This window comes from Saccharomonospora saliphila YIM 90502 (genome assembly GCF_000383795.1).
GTDB lineage: Bacteria > Actinomycetota > Actinomycetes > Mycobacteriales > Pseudonocardiaceae > Saccharomonospora > Saccharomonospora saliphila.
In genome coordinates, this window is the sequence record NZ_KB912667.1 from 7,412 (window position 1) to 19,271 (window position 11,860).

Annotated in this window: 12 protein-coding genes and 1 pseudogene; 3 read left to right on the forward strand and 10 right to left on the reverse strand. The window is 71.4% G+C overall.

The annotated features are described in order from the left end of the window. Positions 1-73: 73 nt before the first annotated feature. Positions 74-1,828, reverse strand: a pseudogene (locus SACSA_RS26770) (chromosome segregation SMC family protein); the annotation flags it as partial. Between the two features lie 549 nt (positions 1,829-2,377). Continuing rightward, the gene (locus SACSA_RS0110760; RefSeq protein WP_028661768.1) at positions 2,378-2,665 is read right to left on the reverse strand and encodes an acylphosphatase; all 288 of its coding nucleotides are present in this window, start codon (positions 2,663-2,665) and stop codon (positions 2,378-2,380) included. Between the two features lie 155 nt (positions 2,666-2,820). Here SACSA_RS0110760 and SACSA_RS24160 point away from each other — a divergent pair, with 155 nt between their 5' ends. From SACSA_RS24160 to SACSA_RS0110775, 3 genes are all read left to right on the forward strand, one after another. Then, positions 2,821-3,702, forward strand: a complete 882-nt coding sequence (locus SACSA_RS24160; RefSeq protein ID WP_019815799.1) for a hypothetical protein — start codon at positions 2,821-2,823, stop codon at positions 3,700-3,702. A gap of 220 nt (positions 3,703-3,922) precedes the next feature. Then, entirely contained in the window at positions 3,923-5,212 is a 1,290-nt protein-coding gene (locus SACSA_RS0110770; protein ID WP_019815801.1) for an ROK family protein, read from the forward strand. Positions 5,213-5,332: 120 nt separating this feature from the next. Further along, positions 5,333-5,854: a general stress protein gene (locus SACSA_RS0110775; RefSeq protein ID WP_019815803.1), complete on the forward strand. Its 522-nt coding sequence runs from the start codon at positions 5,333-5,335 to the stop codon at positions 5,852-5,854. 70 nt (positions 5,855-5,924) lie between these two features. Here the strand turns inward: SACSA_RS0110775 and SACSA_RS0110780 are convergent, their stop codons facing one another. The 8 genes from SACSA_RS0110780 to coaD all read right to left on the reverse strand — a co-directional run bounded on the left by SACSA_RS0110780 (position 5,925) and on the right by coaD (position 11,606). After that, entirely contained in the window at positions 5,925-7,076 is a 1,152-nt protein-coding gene (locus SACSA_RS0110780) for a DUF1700 domain-containing protein (RefSeq protein WP_019815805.1), read from the reverse strand. After that, positions 7,073-7,396 (reverse strand): PadR family transcriptional regulator, encoded by a 324-nt coding sequence (locus tag SACSA_RS0110785; protein WP_019815807.1) that lies wholly within the window; start codon positions 7,394-7,396, stop codon positions 7,073-7,075. The genes SACSA_RS0110780 and SACSA_RS0110785 overlap by 4 nt, the downstream gene beginning before the upstream one ends. A gap of 98 nt (positions 7,397-7,494) precedes the next feature. After that, positions 7,495-8,370 (reverse strand): bifunctional DNA-formamidopyrimidine glycosylase/DNA-(apurinic or apyrimidinic site) lyase, encoded by an 876-nt coding sequence (gene mutM, locus SACSA_RS0110790; RefSeq protein ID WP_019815808.1) that lies wholly within the window; start codon positions 8,368-8,370, stop codon positions 7,495-7,497. An 11-nt stretch (positions 8,371-8,381) separates the two neighbouring features. Beyond that, complete coding sequence (rnc, locus tag SACSA_RS0110795; protein WP_019815809.1) at positions 8,382-9,176, reverse strand: ribonuclease III; 795 nt, start codon at positions 9,174-9,176, stop codon at positions 8,382-8,384. Positions 9,177-9,186: 10 nt separating this feature from the next. Further along, positions 9,187-9,369: a 50S ribosomal protein L32 gene (rpmF, locus tag SACSA_RS0110800; RefSeq protein ID WP_019815810.1), complete on the reverse strand. Its 183-nt coding sequence runs from the start codon at positions 9,367-9,369 to the stop codon at positions 9,187-9,189. Positions 9,370-9,444: 75 nt separating this feature from the next. Further along, complete coding sequence (locus SACSA_RS0110805) at positions 9,445-10,047, reverse strand: YceD family protein (protein ID WP_019815811.1); 603 nt, start codon at positions 10,045-10,047, stop codon at positions 9,445-9,447. A gap of 191 nt (positions 10,048-10,238) precedes the next feature. Continuing rightward, positions 10,239-10,928: an ATP synthase F0 subunit B gene (locus SACSA_RS0110810; protein ID WP_019815812.1), complete on the reverse strand. Its 690-nt coding sequence runs from the start codon at positions 10,926-10,928 to the stop codon at positions 10,239-10,241. Positions 10,929-11,120: 192 nt separating this feature from the next. Continuing rightward, positions 11,121-11,606 (reverse strand): pantetheine-phosphate adenylyltransferase, encoded by a 486-nt coding sequence (gene coaD, locus SACSA_RS0110815; RefSeq protein ID WP_019815813.1) that lies wholly within the window; start codon positions 11,604-11,606, stop codon positions 11,121-11,123. Positions 11,607-11,860: the final 254 nt, after the last annotated feature.

An 11,860-nucleotide genomic window follows, 5' to 3' on the forward strand; every position in this document is an offset into this window, starting at 1 on the left:
ACCCGGAAACGCACTCGGTGTTCGACTTCGTGCTCACCAACAACACCCTCTACGCACTGTACGAACGGCTGAAAGAACCCGGAACCGAGCACGCCGGATTCACTGTCGGCGCGCCACCGAGCAGCAGCCCGGCGCGGCCGGACTCGGTGTCCTTGAGGTAACGCAACGCCGGAACCGCGTCGTCGCCCGCGGCGACGGCGACCGCGTCGGCGACCGGGCCGAGAGCGGCGGCCAGTGCCACCTCGTGCCCGGGTTCGACCGTGAGCAGCGCGGCCACCGAGCCGAGCAGTCCCGGCACGTCGTCGGCCGCCCCCAGCAGGGCTCCCGCGCCGTCCTTGCGGGACAGGCTCATCGACAGCGCGTCCAGCCGCGCCTTTTCCGAGGCGATGTCCCGTTCGGCCGTGCGCTCGGCCTTGACCAGCTCCTCCACGCGGGCCTTGGCCGCCTTGTTCGCCTCCACCGCGCGGTCGTGCCGCTCGCGCAGGGTCTCGTCGCCGGAGTCTTCCACCCCGCCCTCGGCGCGGGCGGTCTCCAGCTGTTCGGCGGCCTCCTCCGCGCGGGCGATGGCCTCCTCGATGCCGTCGGTGAGCCGCTCGACCTCGTCGGCGGTGGCGTTGCTCTTACTGCGCAGTGCCTCGACCTGGCCGGAGAGCTTGGCGATGCCCTCACGCCGGTCGGCGATGGCCCGCACCGCGGCCAGATGCGCCCGCTCGGCCGCCTGCACGACCTGTTCCAGTTGCTCCCGGCGTTCGACGGTCTCGGTGAGCAGGGAACGGGCCTCGGTGACGGCCTCGGTCAGCTCCTCCTCGCGCGCGGCGACCTCGTCGGCCTCGGCGAGCAGTTCCTCCGGGTCACGCCCGGTGCCACCGGTCTCCACCTCGGCCGAGAGGTGGCGCCTGCGCTCGGCGGCCAGCCGCACCGTGCCGCGCAGCCGCTCGGCCAGGGACGACAGCTTGTACCAGGTGTCCTGCGCGGCGGTGAGCTTCGGCGCGTCCTCGGCGAGCACGGCCTCGAGCTCGGTCTGTTCCGAGGTGACCATCTCCAGGGTCTGCTCGACCTCGGCGCGGCGGGCGCGGGCGGCCTTCTCGTCGGCCTCGTCCTTGGCGATCTCGTTGCGCTGGGTGACCAGGTCGTCGGCCAGCAGCCGCAGCCGCGCGTCCCGCAGTTCCGACTGCACGACCTGCGCCTTACGCGCGATCTCGGCCTGCTTGCCCAGCGGTTTGAGCTGGCGGCGCAGCTCGGCGGTGAGGTCGTTCAGCCGATCGAGATTGCCCTGCATCGCGTTCAGCTTGCGCAGGGCTTTCTCCTTGCGCTTGCGGTGCTTGAGCACCCCGGCGGCCTCTTCGATGAAGGCGCGCCGGTCCTCCGGCTTGGCCTGGAGGATCTCGGAGAGCTGGCCCTGGCCGACGATGACGTGCATCTCCCGGCCGATTCCCGAGTCGGACAGCAGCTCCTGGATGTCGAGCAGCCTGCACCCGCTGCCGTTGATCTCGTACTCGCTGGCGCCGTCGCGGAACATCCGCCGCGTGATCGAGACCTCGGTGTACTCGATGGGCAGCGCGCCGTCGGCGTTGTCGATCGTGAGCGTCACCTCGGCGCGGCCCAGCGGCGAGCGGCCGGAGGTGCCCGCGAAGATGACGTCCTCCATCTTGCCGCCGCGCAGGTCCTTGGCTCCCTGGGTGCCCATGACCCAGCGCAGCGCGTCCAGCACGTTCGACTTGCCGGAACCGTTCGGCCCCACCACACAGGTGATGCCCGGCTCGAAGCGCAGCGTTGTCGCCGACGCGAAGGACTTGAATCCCTTCAGCGTCAAGCTCTTCAGGTGCACGCGGCGTAGACCTTTCGCTCACCGACGTCGGTGTGTCCGATCGGATGATGCTACCCGCGCCGACTTGACGCACCTGGGAGCCGGTCTCCCGGCGTGGCAGCGGACGACCGGGCGCGGCGGGAAGCGGCGAGGCGCTCCGACCCCACCTCGGCACCCCGCGAGCGGCACACGGTAATCGGCTGCGGCCCACCCCCACCGGCCGACATGCTGACGCGCATGGAGCACGCGCGTGAACCCGCGCCGGGGGACGCCTTCGGTGCGGATCCTGAGCCGATGCTGGAGCGCCGGAGGGGCGGAGGGCAAGGCGTTCGAGCTCGTGGAGCGCGATGACGGCCACCTCGGCGTCGCCGATGCCGCGCGCCACGTCGCGGGTGCCGAATCGTGGTCTCCCGGCGAGCGGTGGGCACTCGGGCAGGTCGCGGGCCGTGTGCTGGTGTTGGGCTGTGCGGCCGGCCGTCACGCGGTGCCGCTGGCACAGGCGGGGCACGAGGTCGTCGGCCTGGACTCCTCCGCCGGGGCGGGTGTGGAACCGACGGGATCGCGGCCCTGTCAGCGCTCGACGAAGCCGGTCAGACCACCACGCGGATCGGACCAGCGCTCCACGACGTGGTCCACACGACCGGGTGATTCTTCCGAGCGGAGGCTGTCCAACAGCCGCTCGCAGTCCGGTCGCGACCCCTCGGCGATCACCTCGACCCGGCCGTCGGCGAGGTTGCTCGCGCTGCCCACCAGCCCCAGTTCGAGCGCTTTGCTCCGGGTCCACCAGCGGAATCCGACGCCCTGCACCATGCCGTGCACCCAGGCGGTCAGGCGGGCGGTCTCCGTCTCGTCAGCCACACCCTCATCGTGCCGCACCGGCGCGGTCGCACACGGCGGTGGTCCGCCTCCTGGGTTCGCCAGCGTCGGCGCGGTGGTAGTGTCCCGCGCGAACACGCAGGTCCGCAGGGTCTCACACCGGGCCGCCATCGAGGATTTTCCCGAAGGAGCCGTGCATGACCACCTCGCCAGGGGAACCACCGCGCACCGAGGTCGCGCCGCCCCGCGAATCCACGGGACGACCGCACCACACCGGTTACCTGGCGCTGGCCGCGAGCGGGCTGGTGGTGTGCACCGCGTTCGCGACGGTCGCGCAGGTCACCAGCCCCGGTGGCGACGAGGACGGGCGCACGACCACCCGGACCGAACGTGAGTACAACGCGACCGGCGGAGGCGGCGGTACCGAGCTGATCCCGGGGGAGGCGATTCCCGCCGACGCGACCGTCGTCGTCGACGGCGAGGCGGTCACCGGCACGCTCCCACCGTCGAGCGACGCGCCCACCACGGTCGTCAGCGTGGGCCCCGACGGGGAGCAGACGACCTCCGTGGTCACCCGCAGTGAAACCCGGCGTCCGACGGGCCCGGTCCCCGACGACGACCAGAACGACACCCCGCCACCCCCACCGGAGCCGACCGATCCCGGAGGCGATGGCGACGGCGGCACCGGCGACGGTAACGACGGCGGCGACGGTGGGAACAACGGCGACGACGGGGACAACAACCCCGGCGACGGTAACGACGGCGGCGACGATGGCGACAACGGCGACGGTAGCGGGGACGGCACCGGCGACGGTGATGACGGCGGCGACGAGAGCGGGAGCCCGTCGTCCAGCCCGGCTTCCACCTCCGGCGGCGGTTCGGCTCCGCCGAGCAGCACGACCACGACCACCGGCACCACGACATCCGGCACCACGCCGGGTGTGACCACCTCCGGAGCCACCGGCACAAGCGACAACACGACCAGCCGGTCGACCTCCGCCCCGGGCGAGACCGACGACACCCAGGGTTCCGCCCCGGTCGGTGGCGGGGGCACGACCAGCCGCCCCAGCTCCTCCTGAGCGCACGCTACGACCACAGCGCGTCACACGCGGCGGCTCTCCAGCCGGTATCACCCGTTCGGGTGCAACGCCGGTCGGCCGTATTGGCCCCCCTGAGCTGCGGTTTTTCAGTGGATGGCATCCTTAGGCCTTCGATCTACCCTCTAATGTCTGAAACAAACAGAAGTTTGTCATGTTCGGCGTTAGCATGAGGGGAAGGACGGCATAAGGGGGTCCGCTGGTGACGGAAGAGCCAAGCGCAGAACTGCTGGAGAGCTACGCCAGGTTGCTCGACCTCGTGCGCAGTGGCGCGGCGGACACCAGACCGGCGTTGAGCTACCGCACCGGGCTCGGACGTACGGCCATCACCCAGCGCACCACCACACTGCTCGACGCGGGGCTGCTGGAGGAGGGCGACCTCAACCCCTCGACGGGTGGCCGTCAGGCCCGGACGTTGCGCTTCCGCAGGGACGCGGGCCGCGTCCTCACCGCCGAACTCGGTGCCACCGGCTACACCGCCGGGGTCACCGATCTCATGGGCACCGTCCTCACCATGCGCCACTGCGACTCCGACATCGCCCAGGGCCCCGACCCGGTGCTGGACGACGTCGAGGCGACGCTGCACGACCTGCTCGGCGACGTCGGCAGCACGCTCGACGACGTGTGGGGCGTGGGCCTCGGCCTGCCCGGCCCCGTCGAGTTCGCCACGGCACGCCCGTCCGAGCCGCCGATCATGCCCGGGTGGAACAACTACCCCGTGCGCGAACGCCTCACCCGCCGCTTCGAGGCGCCGGTATGGGTGGACAACGAGGTCAACCTGCTCTGCCTGGGCGAACTGCGCACACCGGGCTGGTCCGGCGATCTCGGCGATCTGCTCTACGTCAAGATCGGCACGGGCATCGGTGCGGGCATCAGCCACGGAGGACGCCTGCACCGGGGCGCGCAGGGCTGCGCGGGCGACATCGGGCACGCCGCCGTATCCGACGACAGCGGTGTCGTGTGCCGATGCGGCAAGACCGGCTGCCTCGAAGCCGTCGCCGGAGGGGCTGCCCTGGCACGCGACGGCGACGCTCTGGCGCGCTCCGGCGCGAGCCCGGCGCTGGCGGCCGTCCTGCGCGAGAACGGCGTCGTCACGGGCGCCGACGTCACCGCCGCCGCCGGGACCGGTGACCACCACGCCGTGCAATTGCTGGTCGGCGCGGGCAGGCGGATCGGCGCCATGCTGGCGACGATGGTCAACTTCTACAACCCGTCGACCATCCTGCTGGGCGGCAAGGTCGCCGGAGCCGGTGATCTCTTCCTCGCCACGATCCGCGAGACGATCTACCGCCGCTCCCTGCCGCTGTCCACCCGCGAACTGCGCATCGAGAAGGCGCGGCTCGGCGAGGAGGGCGGCCTGGTCGGTGCCTCCTACATGGTGCTCGACGAGCTGTTCTCGATCCGGTACTTCGGCAAGTGGCTCCACGCGGGCTCGCCCAGCGGCATCCCCGACATGCACTCGTCCGGCAACGGCCTCGTGCAGCGCGCCTGAACCGCCTCGTCGGCACGGGAGACCGAGACCTCACTGTGATTCACGCACACCGGGCACTTCCGGGCCCCGTCAGTACGTTCCACCGGGTGGAGCATTTTTCCAACCCGAAGGTGTGAACACATGACGACAGCGTTCTCCCCGGCCGCGTTCACGAGGGCGCCGAAGGTTCCCCAGCTGCCGACGATGCCGACGGGGTGGCCGATCGGCTCGTACGACACCTACGAGCAGGCGCAGCGGGCCGTCGACCACCTGGCCGACCAGGAGTTCCCCGTGCAGGACGTGACGATCGTCGGGGTCGATCCGCTGGTGGTCGAGCGGGTGTCGTCCCGGCTGACCTGGGGCAAGGTGCTCGGCAGCGGGGCGATGTCCGGCGCGTGGTTCGGTCTGTTCGTCGGGTTGCTCCTCGGGTTGTTCACCCCGGGGCCGAGCCTGCTGCCCATCGTGATCGGCCTGATCTCCGGAGTCGGCTTCGGCGTGGCCGCCGCGGCGGCGGGCTACGCCGCGACACGCGGACGCCGCGACTTCGTCTCGCAGAGTCAGCTCGTCGCCCGCCGCTACGACGTGCTCTGCCAGCCGCGTAACGCCGAGAGCGGCCGGGACCTGCTGGGCAAGCTGGCGATGTCACACCAGTCCGGGTTCTGATCCGGCGACGCCGCCCCCGACGCGGCGTCGCCGTCCGTACCCGCCCCGCCCGGCACCGGGCCCGGGCGGGTCAGTTACCCGGCTTCTCGCTCGGCACGGCCACCGTGAACGGAACACCCTCGATGACCTCGCAGTGCGGCCGGTAGCCGTTGTACCCGTTGACCACGCCCCGCTCGTCCACCGCACCCGTCTCCACGCGAGGACGGGGGAACAGGTTGTCCTCGCCGACCTCGATCTCGGTGCCGGTGGCCCGCTCACAGCCCTGGCGCGGCACGATCAGCGGACTGCCGTCCTCGGTGTAGACGTAGACGTCGGTCAGCGGCTCACCGTCGGCATCGAACAGGTACAGGTTGTCGAGGCGCTGGTCGCCGTAGAACAGGGCGGGGTCGCCGTCGGCCGTGGTGTTGTGCCCGTACGGCGCATAGCCGTACGGGGAACCGGCCGGCACTCTCTCGACCTGCTGCACCACATACCCCGCCAGTCCCAGGCCCGCCCCGAGCACGAACGCCGAGACCGGGAGCGAGGCCCACAGCATCCTGCGGTCACCGCGCGAGCGCGGCCCCGCCCAGAGCACCAGGCCGGCGAGCCCGAGCGCGAGCGGCAGGCCCAGCACGCTGTTGCCGCGTTCGGCGACGAGCACGATCCCCACCAGCAGCAACAGCACCGCGGCCACCACCCACCACACGGGATGCAGCACGCGCAGCGACGCGGCGATGCGGTCGCGCCACACCTGCCCGCTGCCTGCCAGGATCCAGCGCACCTCCGGCAGCGCGCGCACGCCGTCGGTGCCCCGCCGCCAGACGTGCAAGGCTCCCGCGCCGATGACGGCGGCCAGGAGCAGGATCACCGCGATCGCCTCGTCGTTGTGGGCGGTCCCGACACGCAGTCCCACCAGGAGCGCCCCCAGCGCGCCGAGCACGAGCCCCCAGAACGCGAACCGTGCCCCCCACGCGGATGTCGCCGCGGTGCGCTCCCGCTCGGGTTCGGGTGGCGGTGGGTACTCCCCGGCCGCCCTGACCTCGGCCGCGTAGTCCTCCGGCGCGCCGAGCTCGGCGGTCATCGCCTCCACGCTGGCCCGGTCCCCCAGCGCGTCCGCGATCTCGGCGAGGTGCGGGCGCACGTCCTCGACGATCTCGTCGACCTCGGCGGACGGCAGGTCGGACAGCGCCGTGCGCACCCGTGCCAGGTAGGCGCGGACGGCGGGCTGGCTCTGTGAACTCATGCGGGCTCTCCCAACAGGCTGTCCATGGTCGCCGCGAAGCCGCGCCAGGTCCTCGCCGACTCGGCGAGACGCGCGCGGCCCAGCGCGTTGACGCTGTAGTACTTGCGGTGGGGTCCCTCCTCGCTGGCCTCGACGTAGGAGGTCAGCAACCCGGACTTGTACAGCCGCCGCAGCGTGCCGTACACGGAGGCGTCGCCGACCTCGTCGAGCCCCGCCTGCCGCAGCCTGCGCAGCACGTCGTAGCCGTAGCCGTCCTCGTCGCGCAGCACCGCGAGGACGGCGAGATCGAGCACGCCCTTCAGCAGTTGACTGGTCTCCACCGGTTCCTCCAGAAGTTACGCCAGAGACACTACCACGCGATACGTAATAGTGTGCACACAACGGAACCGGGTGGACCGGATGAGAACTCGCGGGCGAACTACCGTCGCGACGCGGCCCGGGACCGGGGCTTCGGCTGGCAGCGGGGACAGCTGTACGAGGAACGGTTCATGAACGGCTCGCGCACCAGCGGACTGCCGCAGCGCCGGCAGGGCTCGCCCTCCCGGCCGTAGACGTCCAGCGAGCGGTCGAAGTAGCCCGACTCACCGTTGACATTGACATAGAGGGCGTCGAACGACGTGCCACCCGCCGTCAGCGCCTCCGCCATCACGTCGGCGGCGGCGGCGAGCACCTCGCGCGCCTGCCGTGCGGTGAGGCGGTCGGTGGGCCGGGAGCCGTGCAGCCGGACCCGCCACAACGCCTCGTCGGCGTAGATGTTGCCGACGCCGGAGACGAGAGTCTGATCCAGCAACGCCCGCTTGATCTCGGTGCGGCGACGGCGCAGCGCGCGGGCCGACGCGGCGGCGTCGAACGCGGGGTCCATCGGGTCCCGTGCGATGTGCGCGATCGTGGACGGCACCCGCGTACCGTCGGCCTCCACGAGGTCGGCGGGTTGCAGCCCACCGAACGTGCGCTGATCGACGAAACGCAGCTCCGGTCCGTGGTCGGCGAACGAGATCCGCACCCGCAGGTGCTTCTCATCGGGGCTGCCCGGGGTGCGCATCAGCATCTGACCGCTCATCCCGAGGTGTGCCAGCAGCGCGGCGTCCTCGCCGAGGTCGAACCACAGGTACTTGCCCCGGCGTCGTACGGCGGTGACCGTGGTCCCGAGCAGACGCCCCACGAAGTCCGAAACCCCCGGCTCGTGCCGCCGGACGGCCCTGGGGTGCAGTACCTCCACTGCGGTGATCACCCGGCCCGCCACATGCTGTTCGAGACCGGCGCGGACCACCTCCACCTCGGGAAGCTCGGGCACCGCGTCGCCGCCTACTCCTGGTCCCCGCCTGTGGCGGCGCCGTCGCCGGAGCCGTCCTCGGACCCCGCGGTCGTGGCCTGCTGAGTGGCCAGTTCCTCCGTCAGGGACCGCCAGGCCGACTCGGCGGCCTTCTGCTCGGCTTCCTTCTTCGTCGTGCCGTCACCGTGGCCGAGGTCGCGCCCACCGACGAGCACGATGGCGTTGAACTCCTTGCGGTGGTCCGGCCCCGTGTCGGCGACCTTGTACTCCGGAACGCCGAGCCCCGCCGAGGCGGTGAGCTCCTGGAGACTGGTCTTCCAGTCCAGCCCGGCACCGCGCAGCGGCGCCTGGGCGAGCAACTGCCCGAACAGCCGGTGCACCAGCGACCGGGCGGGCTCGATGCCGTGCGCCAGGTAGACGGCCCCGATGACCGCTTCGAGGCCGTCGGCGAGAATGCTCGCCTTGTCCCGGCCGCCCGTGAGTTCCTCGCCCTTGCCCAGGAGCAGGTGCGCACCGAGACCGCCGTCGCCCAGTTCGCGGGCGACCCCCGCCAGCGCGTGCATGTTGACCACGCTGGCCCGCAGCTTCGCGAGTTGCCCCTCGGGCAGGTCCGGGTGCCGCCGGTACAGGTGATCGGTCACCACCAGGCCGAGCACGGCGTCGCCGAGGAACTCCAGCCGCTCGTTCGGCGGCAGGCCGCCGTTCTCGTACGCGTACGAGCGGTGGGTCAGCGCGAGGGTCAGCAGCTCGTCGTCGAGGTCGACGCCGAGCGCCTCAAGAAGGGATGCGGCATCAGGTGCGGGCCCGGTTGGTGAGTTCCCCCCCATACCGACGACCTCAGGCCGGCTCGACGACCTGCCGACCGGCGTACTGGCCACACGTCGGGCAGGCGACATGCTGCGGCTTGAGCTGCCTGCAGGCACGGTTCTGGCAGGGCACCAACTGCACCGGGGTCGCCTTCCACTGGGACCGGCGCGTGCGGGTGTTGGAGCGCGACTTCTTCCGCTTGGGGACGGCCACGACTGGGTCTCCTCATCCGGGTCTGCCCGCGGCTGCGAGCGTTCGTGCGAACTGGTCGAGCAGGACTCGACAGCTTTACCGGTCAGAGCCGCCCGCCGCGTCGCCACCCGGAGTGTCCTCCAGGCGGTCCAGCAGCGCGGCCCACCGAGGGTCTATCGTCTCATGCCCGTGTCCGGGCTCGAGATCGGCCCACTTCACGCCGCACACCGAGCACAGACCCTCGCAGTCGTCGCTGCACAGCGGCACCAGCGGAAGGGCGAGGACGATGGTGTCGCGCACGAGGGGTTCGAGGTCGATCCAGTCGTCGACGATCCGGGAGACCTCGTCGGCGTCGGTGGTTTCGTCCGTGGTCGAGTCCGGGTAGGCGAACAGTTCGGTGAGCTGCACCTCGACCTCGTCGGTCAACGGGTCGAGGCACCGCGAGCACTGCCCCCGCGTGCCGGTCGACGCCGTGCCGGTGACCAGCACGCCCTCGACGACGGACTCCAGGAGCAGATCCACGGTGACCGACGTGCCCTCGGGCACCTCGACCACGTCGGGAATGCCCAGGGCGGCGCGCACCGGAAGGTCGCGCCGCAGACGGTGACTCGAACCGGGGCTGCGGCCGAGCTCATGGGTATCGAACAGCCACGGGCTGCGCGCGTCGGCGCGCTGCGGGCTGGAACTCTCCTGTGACATCGAAGCTTTCTGCGCGGAGCGGACACGTCTGTGGGCGGGGTCGCGCGTGGCGGGACACACCCGGCGACACCCGACGGGCTCCAGCCTACGCCACCACGGCGGCCGGCGTCCCCTCCTCGGGCGACCCACGACGGCCCCGGGGCACCCACGAGGCCGGTGGCGTGGGTGGCCGGTGCCGGTCGGGCGCGCGGCTACTGCTGCTGATAGTCGTAGACCGGCGTGCGCGAGGCGGGCGAGACCGTGGCCCGCAGGTGGTTGCGGCCCGAGTCGACCGTGCGCAGGGTCGTCGAGAGCAGGTCCGAGAATTCGGCGAGCTTGTCGTCGACGTAGGCGTCACAGTCGGCGCGCTGCCGGTCGGCCTCGGCGTGGGCCTCGTCGACGATGCGCGCGGCCTCGTTGTGCGCGGCCTGCACGACCTCGGTCTGGGAGACGAGCCGCTCCTGTTCGTGCTTGCCGTCCTCGACCGCGCGCTCGTAGGCGTCGCGGCCCGCCTGCACCATGCGCTCGGACTCGGCGCGGGCCCGCTCGGTGAGGTTCTCGTACTCGGTCTGCCCCGCGCTCACGGTCCGGTCGGCTTCGGCGCGGGCGTCGGCGACCAGCTGCTCGGCACGGGCGCGGGCCTCGGCCACCAGGCGTTCGGCCTCCTCATTGGCCGACGAGACGGTCGAGTCGGCCTGTTCGCGCGCCGCGCGGATGATCTCGTCGCGCTTGTCGAGCACGTCCTGGGCGTCGTCGACCTCGCCGGGCAGGGCGTCCCGCACGTCGTCGAGCAGCTCGAGGACGTCGCCCCTCGGCACGACGCAGTTCACCGTCATCGGGACTCCACGAGCCTCCTCCACGATCGTGACGAGCTCGTCGAGCGCCTCGAACACCCGGTACACGGCAACTCCCTCACGGCCTTCGACTCCCACGCGACGGCCCCAGTCTGCCCGGTGACATCGCCGAGTGGTGGCACCGTCATGCAGCGTGTCCCGGTCAGCGGCTCGTTCCCGCTGTTGCCGTGCCGTCAAGGCCCCCTTTACTGCGTTGAGTGCAGTGAAGGAGGCCTTGACGACATGCCAACGGCGAGCGGCTCAGGACCGGGGGTGGGGCAGCTTCTCCCTCAGGCGGTCACGGACCAGGTCCGGGACCATGCCGGTGACGTCGCCGCCGTAGGTGGCGACCTCCTTGACCAGCGAGCTGGACAGGAAGCTGTACGCGGGGTTGTTCGACATCAACAGGGTCTCGACGCCGGAAAGCTCCCGGTTCATCTGCGCCATCTGCAACTCGTAGTCGAAGTCGCTCACCGAGCGCAGCCCCTTGGCGATGGCGGCGATGCCGTGGTCGCGGCAGTAGTCGACGAGCAGCCCGTGCCACGAGTCGACCCGCACGTTCGACAGGCCCTTGGTGGTCTCGCGCAGGATGTCCATCCGCTCGTCGACGCTGAACAGGCCCTGCTTCTTCTTGTTGACCAGGACGGCGACCACGACTTCGTCGAACAGCTCGGCGGCCCGTTCGATGATGTCGAGGTGTCCGTTGGTCGCGGGATCGTAGGACCCGGGACAGACCGCGCGCCGCATGGCGCGGACGCTACCAAGCGTGGCGGTCCAGCGCGCAAGACGCGCGCGAAGCGCCGTTGATCACACTTCGCCGCGCCGTCCGCCCGCTCACCCCCGGCTCACACCGGGTCGCCGGGGTCCTGCCCGGCCCGGGGCGGTGCGGTGTACTCGGCCCGGTGCAGGGCGGTGTCGCCGTAGCGTCGGGTGCGCAACGCACGGCACGACGCGGGCCAGGGCGGGGCGCCGTCCCGCGCGGCACGCTCGACGACCAGCAA

What these genes read in the sequence shown, in the direction of transcription:
- SACSA_RS24160 (WP_019815799.1), top strand. Translation starts at nt 2,821, where the DNA reads ATGACCACCTCGCCAGGGGAACCACCGCGCACCGAGGTCGCGCCGCCC.
- SACSA_RS0110775 (WP_019815803.1), top strand. Translation starts at nt 5,333, where the DNA reads ATGACGACAGCGTTCTCCCCGGCCGCGTTCACGAGGGCGCCGAAGGTT.
- SACSA_RS0110780 (WP_019815805.1), bottom strand. Translation starts at nt 7,076, where the DNA reads ATGAGTTCACAGAGCCAGCCCGCCGTCCGCGCCTACCTGGCACGGGTG.
- rnc (WP_019815809.1), bottom strand. Translation starts at nt 9,176, where the DNA reads ATGGGGGGGAACTCACCAACCGGGCCCGCACCTGATGCCGCATCCCTT.
- SACSA_RS0110805 (WP_019815811.1), bottom strand. Translation starts at nt 10,047, where the DNA reads ATGTCACAGGAGAGTTCCAGCCCGCAGCGCGCCGACGCGCGCAGCCCG.
- coaD (WP_019815813.1), bottom strand. Translation starts at nt 11,606, where the DNA reads ATGCGGCGCGCGGTCTGTCCCGGGTCCTACGATCCCGCGACCAACGGA.